This window comes from Desulfobacula toluolica Tol2, assembly GCF_000307105.1.
Classification (GTDB): domain Bacteria; phylum Desulfobacterota; class Desulfobacteria; order Desulfobacterales; family Desulfobacteraceae; genus Desulfobacula; species Desulfobacula toluolica.
The window spans coordinates 724,962-745,479 of record NC_018645.1 but is presented as its reverse complement, the minus strand read 5'-3'; the positions used below and the strand labels follow the sequence as shown (position 1 = coordinate 745,479).

General features: G+C 39.3%; 24 protein-coding genes. 13 read left to right on the top strand and 11 right to left on the bottom strand.

Going from position 1 to position 20,518, the window contains the following annotated elements; genetic code table 11:
- Positions 1 to 190: 190 nt before the first annotated feature.
- The 7 genes from TOL2_RS03415 (at position 191) to TOL2_RS25220 (ending at position 4,721) form a co-directional block, all read left to right on the top strand.
- A complete protein-coding gene (locus TOL2_RS03415) occupies positions 191 to 1,306 on the top strand; it encodes a sugar-binding transcriptional regulator (RefSeq protein ID WP_014956147.1) in 1,116 nt (371 codons plus the stop codon).
- Positions 1,307 to 1,340: 34 nt separating this feature from the next.
- Positions 1,341 to 1,592: a hypothetical protein gene (locus TOL2_RS25920; protein WP_148278186.1), complete on the top strand. Its 252-nt coding sequence runs from the start codon at positions 1,341 to 1,343 to the stop codon at positions 1,590 to 1,592.
- A gap of 39 nt (positions 1,593 to 1,631) precedes the next feature.
- Positions 1,632 to 2,399, top strand: a complete 768-nt coding sequence (locus tag TOL2_RS23385; RefSeq protein WP_014956146.1) for a pentapeptide repeat-containing protein — start codon at positions 1,632 to 1,634, stop codon at positions 2,397 to 2,399.
- Positions 2,400 to 2,575: 176 nt separating this feature from the next.
- The gene (locus TOL2_RS03405; RefSeq protein ID WP_041279230.1) at positions 2,576 to 3,130 is read left to right on the top strand and encodes a hypothetical protein; all 555 of its coding nucleotides are present in this window, start codon (positions 2,576 to 2,578) and stop codon (positions 3,128 to 3,130) included.
- Positions 3,131 to 3,231: 101 nt separating this feature from the next.
- A complete protein-coding gene (locus TOL2_RS03400; RefSeq protein ID WP_041279229.1) occupies positions 3,232 to 3,648 on the top strand; it encodes a hypothetical protein in 417 nt (138 codons plus the stop codon).
- A gap of 25 nt (positions 3,649 to 3,673) precedes the next feature.
- On the top strand, positions 3,674 to 4,012 hold the full coding sequence (locus TOL2_RS03395) for a hypothetical protein (RefSeq protein ID WP_041279228.1): 339 nt from the start codon (positions 3,674 to 3,676) through the stop codon (positions 4,010 to 4,012).
- 211 nt (positions 4,013 to 4,223) lie between these two features.
- On the top strand, positions 4,224 to 4,721 hold the full coding sequence (locus TOL2_RS25220) for a CPCC family cysteine-rich protein (protein ID WP_014956145.1): 498 nt from the start codon (positions 4,224 to 4,226) through the stop codon (positions 4,719 to 4,721).
- Positions 4,722 to 5,096: 375 nt separating this feature from the next.
- Here the strand turns inward: TOL2_RS25220 and tnpC are convergent, their stop codons facing one another.
- The 6 genes from tnpC to TOL2_RS03350 form a co-directional block, all read right to left on the bottom strand.
- Positions 5,097 to 6,629, bottom strand: a complete 1,533-nt coding sequence (gene tnpC, locus TOL2_RS03380) for an IS66 family transposase (protein WP_014956144.1) — start codon at positions 6,627 to 6,629, stop codon at positions 5,097 to 5,099.
- Between the two features lie 44 nt (positions 6,630 to 6,673).
- Positions 6,674 to 7,021, bottom strand: a complete 348-nt coding sequence (gene tnpB / locus TOL2_RS03375; protein ID WP_014956143.1) for an IS66 family insertion sequence element accessory protein TnpB — start codon at positions 7,019 to 7,021, stop codon at positions 6,674 to 6,676.
- Complete coding sequence (gene tnpA / locus TOL2_RS03370) at positions 7,018 to 7,338, bottom strand: IS66 family insertion sequence element accessory protein TnpA (RefSeq protein ID WP_014956142.1); 321 nt, start codon at positions 7,336 to 7,338, stop codon at positions 7,018 to 7,020. The genes tnpB and tnpA overlap by 4 nt, the downstream gene beginning before the upstream one ends.
- 357 nt (positions 7,339 to 7,695) lie before the next feature.
- A complete protein-coding gene (locus tag TOL2_RS03365) occupies positions 7,696 to 9,297 on the bottom strand; it encodes an IS1634 family transposase (RefSeq protein ID WP_014956141.1) in 1,602 nt (533 codons plus the stop codon).
- Positions 9,298 to 9,587: 290 nt separating this feature from the next.
- Positions 9,588 to 10,109 carry a hypothetical protein gene (locus tag TOL2_RS03355; protein WP_148278040.1) on the bottom strand — a complete coding sequence of 174 codons (522 nt, stop codon included), beginning with the start codon at positions 10,107 to 10,109 and terminating at the stop codon, positions 9,588 to 9,590.
- Complete coding sequence (locus tag TOL2_RS03350; RefSeq protein ID WP_148278039.1) at positions 10,051 to 10,365, bottom strand: hypothetical protein; 315 nt, start codon at positions 10,363 to 10,365, stop codon at positions 10,051 to 10,053. Before TOL2_RS03350 ends, TOL2_RS03355 begins: the two co-directional genes overlap by 59 nt.
- 399 nt (positions 10,366 to 10,764) lie before the next feature.
- Here TOL2_RS03350 and TOL2_RS24760 point away from each other — a divergent pair, with 399 nt between their 5' ends.
- Both TOL2_RS24760 and TOL2_RS03340 read left to right on the top strand, forming a co-directional pair.
- On the top strand, positions 10,765 to 11,160 hold the full coding sequence (locus TOL2_RS24760) for a helix-turn-helix domain-containing protein (protein WP_014955601.1): 396 nt from the start codon (positions 10,765 to 10,767) through the stop codon (positions 11,158 to 11,160).
- On the top strand, positions 11,141 to 11,905 hold the full coding sequence (locus TOL2_RS03340; RefSeq protein WP_041279224.1) for an IS630 family transposase: 765 nt from the start codon (positions 11,141 to 11,143) through the stop codon (positions 11,903 to 11,905). The genes TOL2_RS24760 and TOL2_RS03340 overlap by 20 nt, the downstream gene beginning before the upstream one ends.
- Here TOL2_RS03340 and TOL2_RS03335 read toward each other — a convergent pair.
- The 5 genes from TOL2_RS03335 to TOL2_RS03315 are packed head-to-tail and all read right to left on the bottom strand — an operon-like array spanning position 11,902 to position 15,233.
- Positions 11,902 to 12,243, bottom strand: a complete 342-nt coding sequence (locus TOL2_RS03335; RefSeq protein ID WP_014956137.1) for a COG3415 family protein — start codon at positions 12,241 to 12,243, stop codon at positions 11,902 to 11,904. The genes TOL2_RS03340 and TOL2_RS03335 overlap by 4 nt on opposite strands.
- Entirely contained in the window at positions 12,240 to 12,728 is a 489-nt protein-coding gene (locus TOL2_RS03330; RefSeq protein WP_014956136.1) for a transposase, read from the bottom strand. The genes TOL2_RS03335 and TOL2_RS03330 overlap by 4 nt, the downstream gene beginning before the upstream one ends.
- Positions 12,729 to 12,775: 47 nt before the next feature.
- On the bottom strand, positions 12,776 to 13,153 hold the full coding sequence (locus TOL2_RS03325) for a lipocalin family protein (RefSeq protein ID WP_041279783.1): 378 nt from the start codon (positions 13,151 to 13,153) through the stop codon (positions 12,776 to 12,778).
- A 43-nt stretch (positions 13,154 to 13,196) separates the two neighbouring features.
- Entirely contained in the window at positions 13,197 to 13,658 is a 462-nt protein-coding gene (locus TOL2_RS03320) for a hotdog family protein (protein ID WP_014956134.1), read from the bottom strand.
- 33 nt (positions 13,659 to 13,691) lie between these two features.
- A complete protein-coding gene (locus TOL2_RS03315) occupies positions 13,692 to 15,233 on the bottom strand; it encodes a YifB family Mg chelatase-like AAA ATPase (RefSeq protein ID WP_014956133.1) in 1,542 nt (513 codons plus the stop codon).
- Positions 15,234 to 15,417: 184 nt separating this feature from the next.
- Between TOL2_RS03315 and lpxC the strand changes: the two genes are divergently transcribed.
- Genes lpxC through TOL2_RS03295 form a run of 4 tightly spaced genes read left to right on the top strand, consistent with a single transcriptional unit; the run spans position 15,418 to position 20,517 of the window.
- Positions 15,418 to 16,290, top strand: a complete 873-nt coding sequence (gene lpxC, locus TOL2_RS03310; RefSeq protein ID WP_014956132.1) for a UDP-3-O-acyl-N-acetylglucosamine deacetylase — start codon at positions 15,418 to 15,420, stop codon at positions 16,288 to 16,290.
- 14 nt (positions 16,291 to 16,304) lie between these two features.
- Positions 16,305 to 16,892, top strand: a complete 588-nt coding sequence (locus TOL2_RS03305; protein ID WP_014956131.1) for a DUF4390 domain-containing protein — start codon at positions 16,305 to 16,307, stop codon at positions 16,890 to 16,892.
- Positions 16,893 to 16,929: 37 nt separating this feature from the next.
- Complete coding sequence (locus TOL2_RS03300) at positions 16,930 to 19,140, top strand: sensor histidine kinase (protein ID WP_014956130.1); 2,211 nt, start codon at positions 16,930 to 16,932, stop codon at positions 19,138 to 19,140.
- Positions 19,141 to 19,170: 30 nt separating this feature from the next.
- Positions 19,171 to 20,517, top strand: coding sequence for a sigma-54-dependent transcriptional regulator (locus TOL2_RS03295; RefSeq protein ID WP_014956129.1), 1,347 nt, complete (start codon positions 19,171 to 19,173; stop codon positions 20,515 to 20,517).
- Position 20,518 lies beyond the last annotated feature (1 nt).

Sequence of the window (20,518 nt, the reverse complement as noted above, 5' to 3'; positions counted from 1 at the left end):
CTTTGGTCATTTTCGTTCCTAATGCCTCAAATTTCATCGAACCCCATATGCCCTAAGCAAAGGTGAATTATGGGGATATTAACAAAAAAAAGAGATTATAACAATATATTAAAAATAATATAATTTGCAAAAAAATATAATTTAGGGTATTCTTTTTATTAATGTCAATAATAACAATATTGAAAGAAAAATGACAAAATCAAAAGAACATCAACTATGTATTCAAACCGCTTTTCTGTCTTTTCAGAAGGATCAAGAAACCGGAAAGAAATTATACAATCAGAAACAAATTGCTAATTTATTAGATAAAAGCCCAACATCAATCAAACGATATTTGGAGATGGCAGAAGATTTGGGTTTTATCAAGACGGAGGTAAAAATACCTGAAGAATACAAAGACTTACTTCCAAATAGAAACTTTATACTTGAAAACAGTCTATTTGAACTTTTCAAAAGCAGATGCATTGTATTCAAGGATGCATGTGATCCATACAGTGAAATTGCATCATACTTAACAACTAATCTAAGAAAACAATCAAATCAGACGATCATCACCAGTTGGGGGTATACACTTAGAAAAGTAGCGAACTCGATGGGGTCTATTGGAAATAATAAAAAGAACACTGTTTACCCACTGTCTGGAGATTATCCACTGAACTATTTGAAGCAAGTATTTGGCAAGAATAAAAGTCACTTACCGTATTCCAAAATAATCGAAAACAGTGCAAATCGCAACGCATTTGCCTTTGCTCAAAACTCCGGAGCAAAGCCAGCACCATCAATCATTAGCCCAGCAATGATCGTTGACCTGAACAACAAACTTTCTTCAAAAGACATACTGATGTCTTGTAAACCTTTATTGAGGATGGACAACACGTTAAGATTTTTATATGGGAATATATATGATCACTCTTTTAAAAAAAATAATAAACCTATATTTATAAATAATGTAACCCTCATCACATCAATTGGATCAACACTGCCAGAATTTTCCGAGATTGATACTAATGAAGAGAAAATTAAAGTCTATCACCAAAAGATAGACGCAATAGTTGGAAATCTCGGCGGCGTGATTTTTAATCATGATTTTCAGGAAACAGAAATCAATTACCGCATACCAATCGGTGTCAATTTAAATTTTTTTAAGAGCATCGCTGCAAACCAGGATAACGTCGGACTTGGTATAGTAATTATCGGTATCGGTGAACACAAGATAGCCCCTCTTAAAACAATAATGAAACACAAAGCTGCGAATCTTGTCCTAACAAACGAAGCCACAGCTACCGCCCTATTAAATAAAGGTTAAAAACTATAATAGGAGAATTTAATGAAGCCCAAAAATAGATCCTGAAAAAATTGAGCAGGCATGTGTACTTTACCAAAATTCAGAAAAAACTGCAGCTGAAGTTTGCAAAATGGTTGGAATTGGAAAAAGGACCTTGTTTAAGTATTTGGCTGAACGAAAAAAAGGGGGGTGCAAAGCCCCACGATTAGGGCTTGCCCCCGGTTTGGTATGGTCTCCATTTCCAACTATTCGCTTAACATCAAGGCTTTTAGACCTCGCTGTTGTTAGATTCAATCAATGCATATAATTCATTGGGTAACTCAAATGTAATCAAACAGGAGAAAAAATGAAAATCAACGACAGATTTACAGGAGAGGTAATTTTTGAGGCACCAGGCATTACCAATTTAAATGATTTTATAAGATTAGCCGTGTCCGAAAATATTGATCTTATTACGGCTGATTTTAGAAAGAAATTCATTTTCAATGCAAATTTTAATGGTCACCTTTTAAAGAATATCAATTTTGAAGATGCTATTTTTGACTCAGGGGAAATGCATGAAGCGGACTTTAGAGGTGCGGAATTAGAACATATCAATTTTGAAGGTGCAAACCTTGAAAGAGCCGATTTCAGTGGTGCGACCAATAGATATGAACCTTTAAGTTTTAAAAATGCCAATCTGAGAGATGCAAATTTTATGGGGGTATTTTTCGACAATGTTGACTTCCGTAATGCAAACTTAGGCTATACGTCTTTTAACGGTGCGGATCTCAGAGAATGCGATTTCAGAGGGGCACGTTTTGGATACACCAATTTAAAAGGCGCCAACATAGCTGATGCAAAATTTGATGAAAATTCAGAATTTATCAGCACTGATTTTTCCGGTGCTGATCTCAGGAGAACTGACCTTAGCACTGCAAATTTAAAAGAGATAAATTTGGATGGTGCTGATCTCTACAGATCCAAAGGAGTGATAGCAATTAAACTTTCTGAGTTCAGCATGTATATCAAAGCTGAACATTCAAAAATTGGTTACCATTATAAAAAAAATGCAGAATGGCTAAACATGTCGAAAAACGAAATGGAAAAAAGCGGAATATTACAAATTTTATAAAAAAAAATTGCGAGTCGGGATAAAGGAGCTCAAGCAGGGATTATCAAGGGTTTGAGGACAATTAGAACAGCGCTGGAAGGAGATCTTCTGGATTGAGTTGACAAAGTTGCGGGCTTAACCAAGTCAATGATTTGGAAGGGCTACCATGGGGACTATAAATTAGGAGATTTATTAAGATGGGACATCTTACAACAGATTGCTCCAAGTGTGTGTTGAAATCATCAAAAAAAAACAGAAGACTTTATATTCACTCTAGAAAATGGGTCGCCGAATTCTTTAATAATAAAAATGAAATTTTACTACAGCCACCGGATGAGGTAGTCTTTGTTGAAAAGAGATCAGATCTTGTACATTTAACTTGGGATGCACTAGATGATGATCAATGTCAATCTATCATTACTACTCTGAACGATTGTGGACAAATTTTTATCGCCTTCAAGGGTTGTAGTAATGAAAAAAAGGGAGTTAGCATCATTTCATATTACGGGCATCTAAGGTCCCATCCATCCTGCAGTCATTGTGGCGAGGGGCTCATTGTCCAACTCAGCGATCTATTAGACTACAAATTTAAAACGATCCTATTGAAATTAGAAGATTTTTTTTACTACCGAGAATGCGCTCTGGCCGATATCCAGGACCGGCCTGTATCGTTAAATCAAATAGCTCGCTGTGACTACCTATTAAATTTGCGTAGGTCGAGAGCCTTTGAATCTTTTGAAGATGATATATGAGGATAGAATGAACCGTTGGCAATAATCAACGAACCACAGTGGTTTGAGCCTAATGAAAATTGTGAAAATAAGTATCAAATTATGTAAAAAGGAGGTGTATTTTGTATCCAGAAATTATAACTTTTATCCATTTGGGTCATTTATTTTTAATAGTGAATTATGCTCTTGTTATTTTTAATAATTTTAATCCTGAAAGGATTCTTAGTTCTTCAGGGATTTTTATTATTATGATCGCTATATCAGCTTATACAATGCTTTTGCTCAAAGAACTAAATCCTTGGTCGAGAATTATTAGTATTATTATTTTTGGACTCCATTCTGTCGTCGTAATTGCTACGGTTGTATTTTTTTCGATTCTTATGCATGACTTTTCAGTCATTGTATTAGGTATACCGAGTATACCTCTATTATTTTTAACCTATAAGGTTTATTCGAGTAAGCCACTAAAAATATATCTCTATCTAATTTTAGGTCCAGCGTTTGAATTTCACAGCCCACACAGACCAAGAAATAAGTGATAAATAAATATAAGGAATTCAAATTATGAAAATATCAGACACAGATAAAAATAAGGCTCTAAAGACAATAATTGAGGATAAATATATCAGCCTCAGAAAACATTATTCTTCCTCAGACTATATTTTAACTGCCGACGCTGGTTTAAGAGACCCTTATACATGTATAAAAATTTGTTATGGAAACGTATTGCATCAAATAAATGAAATATCTCTCGAAATGGAGCATGAAAAATTTAAAAAAAAGATATTATCTGGCCTATCTACGCTTATGGAGCAGTATGAATGTGATGATGATCTGGACCCAGATGGCTGGTTAACAGCAACGATAACAGAATTCATTCAAAGTATACATGTTGAAATTTGACAGCTTGCCACCGGCCTCCATCTGCTTTTTCATCTTGACCAGGTGAGCCTCATGTGCTGCATCTAAGTTCGCCTGTTGAATACTTTTTTCTTTCCATTTATATCAACAAGAGTGAGGGAATTGTAAAAATGTAACCGACCTGTGGAGACCAAAATTCTGCTTTCCGGTCAGCCACTATGTATCAGCAAAAAAAAAGATAAGGTGAGAAATAATGAAACGTCAGAAGGCTCTAAGCATAGTTGTAAAAAATGAACTTAATAACCTTGATCAATTTCAACGAAAACTTGTCTTAAAGGCTCAGCTTGAAACAATAAAAACGCCACAATGGTTTATTACTGATGAATGGAAATCTGTTCCATTATGGCTCCAGAAACAATTCAAACTAGGGCACATGGCAAGGGGAATTACTTATAATCAATATAATTTGATTATTTCCGTATGGCTGCATGATCGTTTAAAGGCTGTTAGTAATGATTACCTATTGAAATATTTAAAAAATATAAATATACAAACAAATTGTATAGAGGGAAATCCTCCATTACTACAATCATGTCCTTGTTGTGGATATAAAACTCTCTCATCTCTCGGTAACTACGATATTTGCATTGTTTGCAAATGGGAAAACAATGGATATGATAACACATATGGAATCGATGATATGAACAACCCAAATCATTCAAGCCTTATGGAATCGAGATTTTTTTTTTGAAAGTAGGACCTAGTCCGAAACCAAGCAAAGACCTTACCAGACATATTGACAGCAAAGAAATGTATGATGCCGGGCGTTTTTTTTATCTGTCTCCGGGAGAAGTTTTCACTATGTTGGAAATTAAGGATGGTACAGTATGCTGGAGAGGCAGAGTAGCACCTTCTCTTGGAATGTTTGCTATCCATCTCTCCGAGAGTAAAAAAAATCTGTAACAAAACATGAAAGGACTTTAATTTTAAGAGGTTAAAAAATTATTTTTTAAAAAAATGAGGGGAGAATTCACCCTGCGTTCTCAGGTAAATTTTGCAGAAAGTATTAGGTTTTAGGTTAGGATATTGGTAAGCGATGTTTTAACCCCACTCAGGGGGCGGAAGGTCAAGCCAACTGTTTTTTATCGACATTGTATGGAAGCAACGCCTTAAAATCATCTTCCGTCATAGCCTCAGGCAAGTGTTCAAACAGATATTTGAGATACCAATATGGCTCCAGCCCATTTGATTTGGCTGTTTCAATCAAGCTGTAAATCAGTGCACTGGCCCGGGCACCCTTAACGGTGTCCGAGAAAAGCCAATTCTTTCGTCCGACCACAAAAGGTCGGATGGCATTTTCAACCAGATTGTTATCAGGCCTGATGATTCCGTCGGTCGTGTATTGGATGAGCCTGTGCCATTGGTTGAGAGTATAATGGATCGCCTTGCCAAGCAGACTTTTGGGAGGAACTTTTTCCACTCTTGCATCAAGCCATTTCTTGAACTCTTCTAAAATTGGAACCGCTTCTTTTTGCCTCCGAGCATATAATTGGTCAGGCGTTAATTCCTGCACCCGGGCTTCTTTTTCAATTTTATAAAGCAGACTGATATACTTTAAAGCGGTGCCGGCATTGCCCGATGAACTCTTTTTATTCCCTGCAGCTTTTGTTACATTTTTAAATCCCCTGCGGGCGTGAGTCCAGCATGCCACATGAATGATATCTGTTATTTTGTCCAGAAAATCATATCCTTTATAGCCATCCGTCTGAACAATGCCTTTGTATCCATTCAAAAATGATGCGGCAACATCTCCGGATCGTGTCGGATGATATTGGAATTGAATAATTGGCATATCAGGCGGACCACCTCTAAAAATCCACATATATGATTTTGATTTCCGGGGGCCCTTTAAGACCAGAAGAGGTGTTTCATCAGCACCAATCATCGGGCTTGCCAGTATGTCCTTTTGCATCATGTCGATTAGAATATCACAGGCGTCAGCGACTTTCATGGCCCATGTACACATGGTCGACCGGCCAAGTTCAATACCGATCCTGGTAAATTGCTTTTCCTGACGGTAAAACGGCAGGGCATCTGCAAATTTTGCGGTCAGAATATGTGCCAGAAGGCCCGGGGTAGCAATGCTTTTGGGGATAATCTGTTCAGGCATCCTGGCAATTGACACGGTGGGGCCGTCGTCTTCCACACCTTCACAATTTTTGCAGGCGTATTTATACCGGATGTTTCGAAGTACCCTTACTTTGGCAGGGATATAGTCCAGTTGTTCTGACTCTTCCTGGCCGATGCGTTCCTTAAGGCAACCGCAGTTGCACTGTCTTTCATCCTCGCTGAGTTCATGTATAACATCTATACGGGGAAGATCGGCGGGTAAAGGCTTGCGGCCACGTTTTTTACGGGTATGTTCACCAATCGTTACGTCTTCCTCCTCTTTTTCCAGGATAGGAAGTTCGGGTTCAGGCATATCGAACAGAGACATTTGCCCGTCATCTTTAGGCGTTTTCTCTGATTTGCGACCAAAGATCATATTCTGAAGTGATTTAACCTGCTCTTTAAGGATTTGATTCTCATCAATCAAATCACAAGCAATTTTCTTCACTTCATCCAGATTCCGATTACCTTTTACCTTGCCTTTAGTCATGGACTGTATATACCATAACCACGGGCTTTTTCATAGTTTTAACATCAATAAATCATGGAATATTTCAAGGGTTTATGTGCCTGATTTATATTCAGGCCGTCAACTAACCAGGACAACTCTCGACTGGTAATATTCATGACATCGTCAGATGTTTTCGGCCACTTGAAACGGTCTTTTTCAAGACGTTTCTGCCACATACAGAAGCCATTTTTATCCCAGTATAAAATTTTTAAAATGGTCTGCGTCCGGTTGCAGAATACAAACAAGTTGGAGGAAAATATGTCAAGTTGCATCTGTTCACTGACAATGACGGACAATCCGTTAATAGCTTTGCGCATATCCGTTGCGCCTAAGAATAGATAGACCTTGGTGTCTGACGGAAAATTCATCATTGGACAGCCTTCAATACAGAAAGCACCTGCTCAAGGGTTTCTTTCTTAAAACCGTCGGGGATTTCCACTTGCAGTTCCCGGCCTATATTCAGTTTTAGCCCTGCTTGACAAAAGTGAGTCGGCACAGGAACCTGAACCAGTCCTGTGGGCTGATTTGGTTTACCGAATTTAATCTTCCAATAGGTGAACCTGTTCGGCCTCAGGCCATTCTGGCGGCAGTACTCTATTTGGGACAGGCGGGATTCAGTCCATTGATCGATATGTGTTTTCCAGAATATTGCCTTTTCTTCGTTTATTTTCTTCCACGATTTGCTCAATACACACCTCCTTTTTGAGAAGAAATATTAAGCGAAATCTGGAGGCCTTAGTAGATGGGGTTTAATTACCGCTTACGTTCTCAGGTAAATTTTGCAGAAAGTATTAGGTTTTAGGTTAGGATATTGGGCATCCTTCAAAAGTCCTTTACACTTTCTGAAGCTGCACTCCGATTTCCGGGGGCTTCTCCAAAAAAGTGTCAACTACTTTTGGATATATATGAAGGATGCCGGATATTGCTATGGTTCTTGAGGTTTGTGTAACCTGGATACTTTAAAAGGGGCACTTCCGCGGTTCAGTTCATTATCATAGGTCAAAGTAATGCAGAGAAACAGATTTAGTGCCGACATTGAGCAGCCCTATGTTGGAGAAATTTGATATATAAGACATGTTGTTTCTCCAAAAAGTCGGATAATTTTTTTATGTAACGAATTGATACCGTTGATGATACATTTAACCTCATTATCAACTTTCATTTTAACAAAATTTATGCCCTCCAATATTTGAAAAACCCACCGCAGAGTTGGGTTTTTAATGGCTTTCCCAATCTGATTGGGAATGGTTTCCTGCTTTTCTTCCAGCTCTTTGCGCATGCGCCTTTGGGCAATATTATAGACCATTAAAAATAATGTCATAACCATTAACAATCCTGCGATTCTGGATGGCTTTGTAACAAAGAATGAGGATGTAAAAAAGAGGGGATCTTTTAGAAACCGGAAGCCCTTTTCCACACCGGCCTGTTTCTTATAATTGCATAGGATACCTTCATCATTGACTTTTTTTGGATCAATGTTCGTTGCCAACACAAAACACGCATTCCTTTGTTGCTGTTCAAAGATATACTCTTTATTTTCCGTAACATTGACTTTGATGTAGAATTCAATTTTTTTGATTGGTGTATCAGGTGTTGGCCTGCCTGGTTTTGCATATTTTATCTTTTCTTCGTATGTAACTTCTTCGACCTTATGAAATTTCCATGTTTCTGCAATTTTTTCAAAAGCATTTAAAGCCTCCTCTTTGCTGTCAAATTCTTGATTCTGTAAAGTTTTCAAACTTTTCTCTATGCGACTTTTCTCTTTTTCAGTTTGCCTTGCCAGATTTGAAACGGCACGCTCAAAAGCGCCTTGAGACCAGATCACAACCCATCGCTGATCAAAATTCAAATAGCCTAACTCAAAGGACTGACAGCGATAGTCATCATTTATATCATACCACTGATCTTTGAAGCGAAGCGCTTGGTCAATCATGGTGCCTTCCAGGGCAAAGCTTGCCGGAACACGGGTAATAAAAGACATTTGCATCAAGTATGGAGCATTTTTCTTTGTGTAGCCTTTTGAATCCATAACAACACACGTCGGCTGACTTCCTTTTTTGATTTGCTCAACAAAACCGGCAACCCGATCTTTGAAGACCGTATTATCAGATGCATTGCCATCATGACATTGACAGATAAAGGGAATTGCGCCATCCTGGGTTACAATAAGTTCAAGTACTGCCTGCTTCAGATCCGGGCGATGATCTTTGGAATAGCCGTGGGTAATCCGAATTTCATTTTCATCTGAATCAGGGAGATATTCACCGGTAACCGAAAAAGAAGAAGTATCCAAATGGCTGTAATCCATCTTGACACCTTCTTTTTCGCATACATGAAGGGCTATTCTTGAAAACAGCGCCTCGATACCATACAGATACACATCATCAAGAGCTCTTCCCAATTTGAACCTGTTAAAATACGAGGCCTGCATCCCTTCCCTAAAAAGGATATCCAACGGTTTATTTTCAAAAAACTTCGGCGTTAATGTCATCGGTAGCTGGGTAAAGCCCAAGCCATTGATTATCATCCCGGCAATGGCTTCTCCTGTGGAAATATTTTCTTGTTCATTTTTTTCAAAATGACTATCGATCAATTCAATTATTTTTAAATCTTTTATTACACCGGCCACCAAGCCAAAATGATCCAAACGTTTTTATATCGAGCATTGAACGCCTTTATTTTTTAGATTAAAGTTAAAGAGTACCATATTCTTTTTTTCAAAAAATTCAACTGCTCAATGTCGGATAAAACGCATCATCTATAGAAGATTTAATTTGTTCATCGAACCGCTCACTATCTATTAATTCATAAGAGCAGATAGCATTATCATTATTATTATCTACATGAAGAATTTTTACAATTAATTTAGAAAAGAATCCTTTGTGCGAATTGTAATCATAGTTCAGAAAATATATCTGTCCAACCCTACCACTCATCTTAATCATCCAATTTGGTAATGAAAACCTTACCCGTTGTAGGGCCTTTCTCAATCTCTATCTTGTAACCTTCCTTCTCAGCAAGCAGTACCCGGTCAAGCTTTGGTTTTTCTTCCCCATACTTGCTTGCAGTAGCTGCAACGCCACGAAAATCCCTCAGTGAAAATATTTTCTGCAATAATACATCAGCAGCAGTCTTAATAGTGACCAAACATTCTTTAGTGATGTCCAATACAAAAGATTCACCTACTCGTTCAGGTGTAATTGATTTGCCATTAACCAGTATTTCAAAACCAAGCGATTTTTCGACCAAGGCATCAGGCATCTTCTTACAGAAAATCTCATCCGAATGATCTTCAAGCGTAATATGGACTTCCATCAAAGTCCTAAAGAACTTATAACACTCATCACATTCATCCATATGCTGGCTGAACGCATCCATCTCTTCAGATGTTACATCCGGATCAATACTTTCCGGTGTCGTCATCTGTGGGGTTAAATCTCTGAAACGCTGGCAATCCATTCCAGACTATCTCCTCAGTTGAAAGCCCTGATTCTATGACTTTCACAGTCAACTTTTTCAAGGCTTCGTTTTTGTATGCAGAAACGAGTTTATAGTTATAACCAAATAAATCAGCTATCATAGATATGTTCAATTTTTCTTCATAAGGTGCTTTTGCATCACCGCGATAAAGAAGACATAATACCATCCGATGCTTTCGATTAATCGAATCCATAAATCCGTACATAGCTATCACAAGATGTTCATCATCAGACAATTTATGCATCCGAGTATCATCATCGGGCAGTTCCTGTTGATACTTATTACCTTCATCTGTAATGCTTGGCTGATCAATCCTTTTAGTTTTTGGGTTGTCACCACCTGCTTTATTACGGCAAGTTAAGTACTGTCTTCTCAGGTTTGGGATGGTTGTTTTGACAAAACCTTTGCTGACTACAATTAACCTAGCTCTAATTTCTTCGAATGGCTCTCCTGCTCTTTTTAATTTTGCGTTGCGCCTGATTTTATTGATGACATATTCAAATGTTTTTGTAGCTAAGTGCAGAACGCTGTAAATACGACAACAGTCTTTTGAAAGCCTTTTAAAAGACTATTTAATGCATATTTTCTCCTTATAGACACCGGTTTTTCAGCAACAACAATTTGGAGAAAAATTATGGCAGGACCAAAACCCAAATATGCGGTTCAACTGACCGAACAGCAATACAAAGAATTGAAACATTTGAGTCAAAGCCATATGGCCCCCTGGGTAGAAGTTCAGCGCGCCCGCATTCTTCTGCTGGCACATGAATGCCCGGATTACAGCAACTATCGCATTGCCAAAAAAGTCGGCTGCGGAGCAGATATGGTCAAAAAATGGCGGCGACGATGGCAAAAGGAACCTTCTGTTAAAAGCTTGCCGCGCGCGGGCGCTCCCAGAAAATTTTCCGCCCTCCAGCGTTCACAGATCACGGCATTGGCCTGTTCAAACCCCAGTGACCATGGAAAGCCCTGGAAACGATGGTCCGGCGAGAAACTTGCTCAGACAGCCATTGAAAAAAAAAATTATTAACTCCATATCTGCCGGTACCATTCGTCAGTGGTTGGATCAGGATAAGATTAAGCCTTGGCAATATCATTCCTGGCAAAAGTCGACTGATCCCTGTTTTGTCGAAAAAGCCGGGCCAGTTCTGGATTTGTATGAAACAGCGCAGGAATTATCTCAACAAGGCCATGCCTTTGTCTGTGTCGATGAAAAAACTTCGATTCAGGCTCGAAAACCACTGAGTGAAACACGTCCTGCAATCCCGGAACATTCGGTAAAAGTATCCGATCGTTATGAAAGAAAAGGCGCATTGCAGTTATTTTGCGCTTTGATGGTCGCCACAGGCACCACTATCGCACGTTGCTTTGACAACAGATGTTTTGTCGATTTTCAGGTCTTTCTTTCAAATCTGTTCAACGATCGAGTGTGCAAGGGGCTAAAATCTATCCATCTGATCCTGGATAATGGAACCACTCATGCGCCAAAGCAGTTGGACAAGTGGATTAATTCCCTTCACTTATCCTTTATGGTAAAAATCCATTGGCTGCCAACCCATGCCAGTTGGCTTGATCAGGTAGAGATTATCTTCAGCAAACTCCAGAGAGATGTGCTGACCCCATGCTATTTTCAAGATAAGGAGGATTTAGAATTACAGCTTATGGACTATTTTGAATATCTTAACCAGAATCCAAAACCGATTCAGTGGTCTTATACAAAAGCTAAAATGTTGGAAAAATTTGATTCTCAAAATCAACAAAAACTAGCGGCTTAATTACAGCGCTTTGCACTAAGAATTCTGTACATGGTTGATTCAGAACCCAGATAAATTCCCTGGTCAGCAAGTCTTGGTACGATCTGATTTGGATTGGACTCAGCAAATTCAGGCGACTCTAATACATTGGCTATCCGGGTCTTTTCATCATCAGACAATTTGTTACCAGGGTCGGCTCGGGAGCCTTTTCGGCTGTCCAATAGGCCATTTTTGCTCCACCGCTGAAGGGTTCGAATGGTCAGTCCCAATAATTGGGCTGCCTTGCTTTTTCGTGCCCCTGATTTACAGGCCTCTGAAATCAATTTCAACACAGTTTTTTTGTCTTCTTGACTGATCAATCGTCCTCTGACTCCCCCCAGATTTCCTGGGCTTTTTTTTTAAGAACCAGCAAGGCTGCTGTTTCTGCCAGAGCTTTGTCTTTACGGGACAGGTCTTTTTTTAGAGCAGCGATTTCTTTTTTAAGATTTTTGTACTCTTCAATTTGTTCTTTATTCGCCTTCGGGATTATTGCTGATATGGCATCTTTTTTCCACTGGTCCAAATTATGGATAAAAATACCATTTTTGCGGCACCAGGCAGTGCGTTCGTCAGCAGTCATGGAACCTGTTTTAATTATTGCTGAAATACGTTCTTCGGCTGTCCAGTCTTTGGGGCGTTTTTCTTTTGATTTCAATTTTATGCTTCCGTTTTGTTTGTATTCTCTTAACCATTTACCGATTGTAGACCGGCCAACACCTAATTCTTTTGCAATTTCATGGTGGGGTTTGTTTCCCTGTAACACCTTTTTTAACACAGCTTCTTTTAATTGAATAGAATATCCCATATTTATCACCTCAATGCCCCAAATTTAATTTTTAATTGAGGCGACATCTATCCTGACACAGGGGGGTAATTATCATGATCAAGGCCAAAAATGATATAAGAACCATAAAAGGGACCCAAGAAAGAAACTTTCAGGTAACCCTGATCAGATCCTTTTACAAAATAAGCCTTCCCTTCGACCTCTTTCCAGGCGTTTTCTTTAACCGAGTAACCGCGATTCAATACCCTGACACCACCATCATTGCGCAAACTGTAATCTGCTGTTATTCGTGTCAACCCCCGTTCGAATGAATGATCCAGCCGCGCAATTTCGTACCACTTGCCCAGATATTTTTCCAACTCGAAATTATCAACGGGTTTAATATTTTCAGGTATTCCAACACACCCCATCAGGAATAAAGCCAATATTATTGATAGTTTTTTCATCTCTTTTTTTCCCCGCAAAGCCTAACCCATAAAACATCCGAACTTACTCTTTTTTAGTGACCATCATTGTTGTTTGATATTCTATCACCTGCTGATCACGCTGGTTGTAAGCCCTGTTTTTGTAAACAAACAAGAACCTTTCCGGATTTTTGGTCGGACGAAGCTCAACGACCTCTGCTTCAGCCCTCAGGGTGTCCCCAAAAATCACAGGAGACGTGATCTTCATATTGTTCACACCAATATAAGCATAAATTTCATATCCGTCCCCGGCCAGAAATCCGGCAATATTATCTGCATTATGAATCAAGCCGTCAGCCACGGTAAAAATTATTGGACCCGCAATTGAGCGTTCCTTGAACCAGGTTCCCCTGGCATATTCTGAATTGCTGTGAACCGACATATTAAACCAGTTGAGCTCATCCCCTGGAATGAATACGAATACCTGATAAAAAAGCTGGCCGATGCCATGGGGATCACACTTGAACAGCTCATGGATTGATATCAATATCAGTTCTGCCCGTAGCAGTTAATACTGTTTTCAGCATGATTGTCCAAATCCCCTGTCAAAACTCCTGAACTGGACGGCTTCGGCCAGATGATCCCGCTTAATTTCAGGTTCCGCTTCAAGATCTGCAATGGTCCTGGCCACCCGTATCACGGAATGGCAGGCCCTGACGGAAAATCCAAGAACATCAACCGCCTGTTCAAGAAGTTTCTCACATTCGCCATCCAGAGGACAAAACACTTTCAAGTGGCGGCTGCTCATTTTGGCATTACTGAATAAATCTGATTTTTTCAATCTTTCTTCCTGAATCTTCCGGGCTTTATTTACCCTTTTTCTGATTAGAGAAGATCCTTCACCTTCAGTTCCGCCGGCAAGATCTTTATACTCGACTCTGGGTACTTCAATCTGGATATCTATTCTGTCCAGAAGCGGTCCTGAAATTTTTGATCTGTATTTTTGAATCTGGGGCTGCGTACAGGTGCACTTGCCCATGGGATCGGACAAATACCCGCAAGGACAAGGATTCATAGCTGCCACCAGCATGAATTGTGACGGATAGGCGGCTCTCCTGCCGGCTCTTACAATGGAAACCTTTCCATCTTCAAAGGGTTGTCTTAACACTTCCAGCACGTTTTTTTTAAACTCGGGCAGCTCATCTAAAAACAGCACACCATTATGAGCCAGGCTGATTTCTCCGGGGGCAGGCTTTGATCCGCCTCCCACAAGTCCTGCTTCTGAAATCGTGTGATGGGGGGAACGAAAAGGTCTTGAAAAAACAGATGAGTTTTTATCTGCAATAAATCCCTGAACAGAATAGATCTGTGTAACCTCAATGGCTTCTTCAAATGTCAGTTCAGGCAAAATAGTGGGAAGCCGTTTTGCCAGCATGCTTTTGCCGGATCCCGGCGGCCCCGTCATCAAAACACTGTGAGAACCGGCAGCGGCTATTTCCAAGGCCCTTTTGGCATGAAATTGACCGCTTACCTCGGAAAAATCCATTTCACAGGCACTATCTTTGAAACCTGAGAGCTGTTTCAAATCCATATGAACCTTCTCAATACCGGCAAACCCTGAAAAAAAATCAACAGTCTGTGACAGGCTTGTTACCGGCAAAACATCAATACCCGAGACCATGGCAGCTTCCCTGGCATTTTCAAAAGGGATGATGATACCCTGATATCCATTTTCTTTTGCCGCCAGAGCATAGGGCAGGACCGCTTTTACAGGCTTTACCTTCCCGTCAAGTGAAAGTTCACCTGAAATAAGATAGTCATTGATCTTGTCCGGCGAAAGAGCTCCGGATGCAGCCAGGATGCCCATGGCAATGGGCAGATCAAACCCTGTTCCGTCCTTTTTCACATCGGCAGGCGCCAGGTTGACCACCACCCGGTCCATAGGAAAAGCATATCCGGAATTTTTGATGGCCGTCTTCACCCGGTCCTTGCTCTCCCTGACGGAAACTTCGGGTAATCCGACAATGTTAAAGACAGGAAGACCATAAGATATATCAACTTCAACCTCAACAATAAATCCGTCAATTCCCACAACTGAACACGAATCTACTTTTGCAAGCAACTTGCCCCCTTTTTAAATAGTCTTTAAGTATATTTATCCTGATTTTTCTCATTGTTTGACTTACTATTCTCTATCAAAAAAGAGCAATTAACCAAAGAAATTTCTCATTTACTTTGCTTTGTGTATAAAAACCGGATATATATTCGGCAAACTAAATTTTTCAATTGATAAAAAACTACAGGATATGAGCAGATATTTTTTACAACGGACACTTTCAAAACGCATCTGTGTTTCAGGAACAGGGGTTCATTCAGGCAAACAAACACACCTGACCCTGAACCCGGCACCGGAAAATCACGGCATAAAATTCAGGCGGATCGACCTGCCCGGCACTCAGGATATTCAGGCGCTTTTCAAACGGGTTGTCGACACCAGCCTTGCAACGGTGTTAGGAACCAATGGTGCCATTGTATCGACGATTGAACACCTAATGGCCTGTTTTGCAGGCCTTGAAATTGACAATGCCCTGGTGGAAGTCGATGATTATGAAATCCCCATTATGGATGGAAGCGCAAAAGTTTTCACGCAGATGATCCAGGATGCAGGTATTGTGGAACAATCAGCTCCAAAACATTTTTTGATCGTTAAAAAACCAATTAAAGTAACAGATAATGACAAATCAGTGATTGTCTATCCTGAGTCCTGTTTTAAAATAACCTGCCGCATTCATTTTGACCACCCTCTGATCGGGGAACAAAAAATCATATTTGACCGGGCAAAAAACAATTTTGAAAAAGAAATAAGCTACGCCAGGACATTCGGATTTGTTCAGGATATTGAACTGTTAAAAAAATTCAGCCTTGGCAAGGGCGGAAGTCTTGACAATGCCATCATTCTTGATAAAAATAAAATTTTAAATAAAGAAGGGCTAAGATACCCTGATGAATTTGTAAGACATAAACTTTTGGACAGTCTTGGAGATTTTTCCCTGCTTGGCATGCCCATACGGGGACATATCGTTACCAACAAATCAGGACATACCCTGAATCATTTATTCATTGAAAAGTTTTTAGAAAACAAAGATGCCTGGGAAACAGGACCGGAAAAATTCAAATAATATCATTATATATAATGAAAAGATCCTCTCTCCATAACACAAGCTTTCAACAATATATCATAGTATTTGTAATTCTCTGTTTTTTATTGCCTTGTAGTGCATTTGCAAAGCAAACGGCTGTAATTAAAAACATCAAACTTGCCAACACAAGAGATGATCTTCTAACCTATTTTGATGTAAAACAAGCATTCACAGAGAGACTAAACCAGGCCGCCCTGAATGGTATTCCAACCACATTTTCGTTTTATATTGCACTATATAAGACAGGCGGGTTATGGTTTGATAAAAAAATCGCCAAGATTCAAATCAACTCTACGCTAAAGTATAATCCACTTAAAAAAGAGTTCACTGTTTTACGGCCATGGAAAAATGAAACGCCAGTCATTACACAGTCATTTCAAAAAGCAAAATCCTTGATGACTGAAATTGACAACTTAAAAATAATCCCCCTGAATCAACTTGTTAAAGGGGATAAATACCAGCTCAGAATCAAGGCCAAACTGGATAAAGTAACCCTTCCCTTATCACTTCACACTGTTCTCTTTTTTGTCTCATTCTGGGATTTTGAAACAAACTGGTATTTAATCAATTTTACCTATTAGTTTTGCACAATCTTGACTTTTGACTGAAACCAAACATATGCCCCAATCAAACCACTTAAAAAACAAACCGTCCTCTAAAAAAAATGAGGGTGCTTTAATTCTTGTTATACTGATTACCGTTGGTATCCTGACTTTTATTGAGACCCGTGTTACCGACCTTGGAAGTGATTTTCCCTTGTCCAGCACGGTATTGATGTTTATCCTGATCAACACCAATTTATTGCTGTTGCTGGCATTGCTGTTACTGGTCTTTAGAAACCTTGCAAAGCTTTACTATGAAAAAAAGAACAACATTCTGGGGTCTAAACTCAAAACCCGTCTGGTTGCTGCATTTATTGTACTGGCACTGCTGCCGACAACGGTTCTGTTTTTTTTTTCCATTCAATTTATTTCTACAAGCATTGCCTTCTGGTTTAACACGCCGGTTGAGCAGACCTTGGACAGCTCATTGGCAGTCGGTCAAAAACTATATGAATATATTGAAGAACAAAACGAATTTTTTGCCAAAAGAGCTGCATTTCAAATTGACTCCCGAAAACTTCTGGACAAAGAAAATGAGAAAAAGCTGTCCAGGTATTCCCAGGTCATTCAAAGGGCATTCAACCGGCATGCTGTTGAAATTTATATGCCGGATGCCAAGCGCATAAGCCTGTCCCTGGCAAATGAACTGGATAATCTTTATTTAGGCCTTCTGACCAATAACGATTTAACAAATATCACTGAAGGACAAAATAGCCACACCATTTCCCAGAACATTAAACAAGGTGAATTTTTAAGAACCATTGCGACCATTCCTTTTGGTTCAAACCCCCAAAAAGCACGTGCATTCATTGTTATAACCACTCTGATATCACCTGAACTGTCCCAAAACCTGCAAGCTATTTTAAAGGGAATTGAAGAATATCATCAGCTTAAAATGGCAAAAAGACCGGCACAGATATCTTACTATATTGCACTTTCAATTGTTGCTTTGCTGGTTGTTTTCTGTGCTGTCTGGTTTGGGTTTCAACTGGCAAAATCCATTACAATTCCAATCATGAAATTTGCCGAAGGAACGCAAAGAGTTACAGATGGGGACTTGAATTATCAGATTGATTTTCAGACAGATGATGAAATCGGAACCCTTATCAAGTCCTTTAATTCCATGACCAAACAACTTGCCGCAGGAAGGCAGCAGATTGCGTTTTCCGGAGAGATGCTCAAGCAACAAAACATTGAACTTAAAAAAAGCCGGCAATACATTGAAATTGTATTAAAAAACATTTCTGCGGGTGTGATCTCCATTGACAATAAAGGAACCATTACAACCATCAACAAAGCTGCCGAATCTATGCTGGATATTAACAGCCAAAATATTTTAAATCAAAATTTCAAAGATGTTTTAAAAAATGACTATTTACAAATTGCCAATAAAATTTACGAACAAGTCTCTCAGGGCCATGAGACCCTTGAGCTACCACTTTCCGCAGCTATTTCAGGCACTCCCAAACACTTTTACCTGAACCTCAATATATTAAAAGATGATATGAACAAAAATGTCGGTGCCGTTCTGGTGTTTGATGATGTCACTGAACTTGAAAAAGCCCAGAGAATGGCTGCCTGGAGAGAAGTTGCCAGGAGGATTGCCCATGAGGTAAAAAACCCCTTAACACCGATAAAATTATCTGCTCAAAGGCTGAAACGCAAATATGGAAAACAAATCCAGGATGAAATTTTTAACAATTGTGCCGACACCATTGTGGAACATGTGGACCTGATTAGAAATCTTGTCAACCAGTTTGCCGCATTTGCAAAATTTCCAGATGCCAATGTTAACCAATGCAGGATTGAAAACATTATTCTTGAAACCATTGCGCTTTACAGGGAAGGCCTTGAAAATGTAGATATCCAATACAGTTTTGCCCATAATATTCCCATGTTGGAACTGGATCATCAGCATATGAAACAGGCATTTATCAACCTGTTTGAAAATGCCGTATATGCTGTAAAAAAAGACGGCATGATTTTGATTGATGTTTCCCATGATGAGATTCTAAAAATTGTAAGGATTGAATTTGCCGACAATGGCAAAGGCATATCCGATAAAGAAAAAACCAAATTATTTGAACCTTATTTTTCCACAAAAAAATCTGGAATGGGACTGGGTCTTGCCATTGTCAACTCTATCATTTCCGATCATAATGGTGTAATAAGGGTTCAGGATAACAAACCCAAAGGTGCAAAATTTATTATTGAGCTGCCTGCTTAATGTTAAATAATGACAACAGGAGAGAAAAGAATGTATCCTGCCGTATTAATTGTTGATGATGAAACAGCCATCATAGAATCCTTAGAAGGTATTCTGTCAGATGATGGATTTGAAGTCATACATGCCTTTAACGGGTATGAAGCATTAAAAAAAATTGAGACCGAATCCCCTGACATTGTTCTGCTGGATATCTGGATGCCTGGAATGGACGGAATTGAAACCTTAAAAGAAATCAAAAAAATAACCCCCAATCTTCCGGTGGTCATGATTACGGGCCACGGGACAATTGAATCTGCGGTTGATGCGACAAAATCAGGGGCCTATGACTTCCTTGAAAAACCATTATCCATTGACAAGGTTATGGTCACCATCAACAATGCACTGAACTTTAGAAAGCTTGAAGAAGAAAACAGATACCTGCGCAAAAAGAGCATTGAAAAAAATTCCATAACCGGAACCAGCCCTGCTGTTCAAAAACTATACGGACAAATCATGAGTGCCGCGCCCTCAGATGCTGCCATCCTTATTACCGGCGAAAACGGCACGGGAAAAGAGATGGTTGCCAGAACCATTCATCAATTCAGTGCAAGACCGGAACAACCTTTTATCATTATCAACTGTGCCGCCATTCCCGAAGAAAATCTGGACAGTGAACTGTTTGGTCATGAAAAAGGAGCCTTTGAAGAGGCTACATCAAAAAACAAAGGAAAATTTGAATTAGCTTCGGGAGGCACGCTCTTTCTGGATGAAATCGGGGATATGAATATCAATACCCAGGCAAAAATATTAAGAGCCCTTGAATCAAAAACATTCCAGAGAATTGGAGGGGGAAGAACCCTTCACATGGATGTCCGCCTTATTGCTTCATCCAACAAAAATCTTGAAAAAGAAATTGAAGCCGGTAATTTCAGAAAGGATCTTTATTTCAGGTTAAATGTCATCCCCATTCATGTACCTGTGTTAAGAGACAGAAAACAAGACATTCCACTGCTGGTGGACAATTTTCTTGAAAAATTATCCAAACAGTCTTCAGGAAGAAAAAAAAGCATCTCTGAAAACGCCCTTAACCTCCTTTTGGACTATGAATGGCCGGGCAATGTCAGGGAGTTGAAAAACCTTGTGGAACGGCTCTACATAATGGTTGAAAGCAACCATATTGACGTGGCGGATATTCCTGAACCCTATAATCCCAAATGCAAACCAAAGGAATTGATCCAAAAAACCTTTTCCCTTTATGAAGATGATCTGGCACTTGCCAGAAAACGGTTTGAAAAAGAATTCATAAAACAGAAACTTTCCCAGGAAGGCGGAGATCTGGCATCTGTTGCCCAAAAACTTGGAACAAGTATAAAATATATTCAAAAAAGCATTTTATAAT

Coding starts and splice junctions, on each gene's coding strand:
- TOL2_RS03415 (WP_014956147.1), top strand. CDS start 191: ATGACAAAATCAAAAGAACATCAACTATGTATTCAAACCGCTTTTCTG.
- TOL2_RS23385 (WP_014956146.1), top strand. CDS start 1,632: ATGAAAATCAACGACAGATTTACAGGAGAGGTAATTTTTGAGGCACCA.
- TOL2_RS03405 (WP_041279230.1), top strand. CDS start 2,576: ATGGGACATCTTACAACAGATTGCTCCAAGTGTGTGTTGAAATCATCA.
- TOL2_RS03395 (WP_041279228.1), top strand. CDS start 3,674: ATGAAAATATCAGACACAGATAAAAATAAGGCTCTAAAGACAATAATT.
- TOL2_RS25220 (WP_014956145.1), top strand. CDS start 4,224: ATGAAACGTCAGAAGGCTCTAAGCATAGTTGTAAAAAATGAACTTAAT.
- tnpC (WP_014956144.1), bottom strand. CDS start 6,629: ATGACTAAAGGCAAGGTAAAAGGTAATCGGAATCTGGATGAAGTGAAG.
- tnpB (WP_014956143.1), bottom strand. CDS start 7,021: ATGATGAATTTTCCGTCAGACACCAAGGTCTATCTATTCTTAGGCGCA.
- TOL2_RS03355 (WP_148278040.1), bottom strand. CDS start 10,109: ATGGATTGCCAGCGTTTCAGAGATTTAACCCCACAGATGACGACACCG.
- TOL2_RS24760 (WP_014955601.1), top strand. CDS start 10,765: ATGGCAGGACCAAAACCCAAATATGCGGTTCAACTGACCGAACAGCAA.
- TOL2_RS03330 (WP_014956136.1), bottom strand. CDS start 12,728: ATGGGATATTCTATTCAATTAAAAGAAGCTGTGTTAAAAAAGGTGTTA.
- TOL2_RS03325 (WP_041279783.1), bottom strand. CDS start 13,153: ATGAAAAAACTATCAATAATATTGGCTTTATTCCTGATGGGGTGTGTT.
- lpxC (WP_014956132.1), top strand. CDS start 15,418: ATGAGCAGATATTTTTTACAACGGACACTTTCAAAACGCATCTGTGTT.
- TOL2_RS03305 (WP_014956131.1), top strand. CDS start 16,305: ATGAAAAGATCCTCTCTCCATAACACAAGCTTTCAACAATATATCATA.
- TOL2_RS03300 (WP_014956130.1), top strand. CDS start 16,930: ATGCCCCAATCAAACCACTTAAAAAACAAACCGTCCTCTAAAAAAAAT.
- TOL2_RS03295 (WP_014956129.1), top strand. CDS start 19,171: ATGTATCCTGCCGTATTAATTGTTGATGATGAAACAGCCATCATAGAA.